This is a genomic window from Micromonospora sp. NPDC049799, from assembly GCF_040656655.1.
In the GTDB taxonomy this organism is placed as follows: domain Bacteria; phylum Actinomycetota; class Actinomycetes; order Mycobacteriales; family Micromonosporaceae; genus Micromonospora.
The window spans coordinates 1-1,036 of the sequence record NZ_JBFAMU010000925.1; the positions used below are offsets into that span (position 1 = coordinate 1).

1 protein-coding gene and 1 pseudogene are annotated in these 1,036 nt (G+C 76.4%); both read right to left on the reverse strand.

Annotated features, from left to right (window positions below; genetic code table 11):
• Nucleotides 1-64 precede the first annotated feature (64 nt).
• On the reverse strand, nt 65-469 hold the full coding sequence (locus AB0I76_RS30685) for a transcriptional repressor (RefSeq protein ID WP_357042846.1): 405 nt from the start codon (nt 467-469) through the stop codon (nt 65-67).
• Nucleotides 470-605: 136 nt separating this feature from the next.
• Nucleotides 606-1,036: pseudogene (locus AB0I76_RS30690) on the reverse strand (hypothetical protein); the annotation flags it as partial.

Consider the following 1,036-nt stretch of genomic DNA (forward strand, 5'->3'; position numbering starts at 1 on the left):
CGAGCGCGATCTTGGCGGGCGCGGGCCGCGGGCCGCGGGGCGCGGGGCGCGGGGTGCGGGTCGGTCAGCGGGCGCAGGCGGTGCAGGTGCCGAAGATCTCCAGGGTGTGCCCGACGTCGGTGAAGCCGTGCTCCGCCGCCACCTGCTCGGCCCAGCGCTCGACCGCCGGCCCGGCCACCTCGACGGTCCGCCCGCAGGAGCGGCAGACCAGGTGGTGGTGGTGCCGGCTCTGGCTGCACCGCCGGAAGAGCTGCTCGCCGCCGGGAAGCCGGGTGGAGTCGATCTCACCGGCGTCGACCAGCAGCTGGAGGGTGCGGTAGACGGTGGTCAGGCCGACCCGGGCGTCCCGGTCGCAGAGCATCCGGTGCAGCTGCTGTGCGGTGTGGAAGCCCTCCACCTCACGGAGCAGGGCCAGCACCTCGGCGCGCTGCCGGGTGTTCCGGGCCACGTTCGGGATCGCCTGCGTCACCGTACCCTCGCCATCTCCCCTGCCCCGGCCGCGGTCGGCGGCCGGGTCGCCGGCACCCCGGCCGGCTGGACCCATTATGCGCGCGCCGTGCCGCGACGGCCGGTCGGCCTGTCCGGGGGTGATCCGCGCCCTGGGATCACCGGGGCAGCGGCGGAGGCGCCGGGGGCGGGCCGTCCAGCGGCACCCGGCCCACGCAGCGCGGATCCGGCTCGCCGACCGGCTGCCGGGGCATCATCCAGTCCAGTGCGGTGTCCTCGACGTGCCAGCCGTAGACGTCGACGCGACTGATCGGGATCCGCCCCGGGTCGGGGCAGAGCAGTTGACCCCGCACCTGGTCGTTGGGGAGGAACCGGACCTCTCCCCGCCGGTCCAGGACGATGGTCATCCGGTCGGTGACGGTGACCGCCTGACCGCGGACCACCTCGCGGACGGGCCCCGCCTCCGGCCCCACCTCCACCGCCACCGCGGGCAGCAGCGGCACCCGCAGGAAGACCACGCCCATCACCACCGGGACCACGCCGGCCACCGCGTACGCCAGGGCGCGGGTCAGCGCCGGGGCGATCCGGC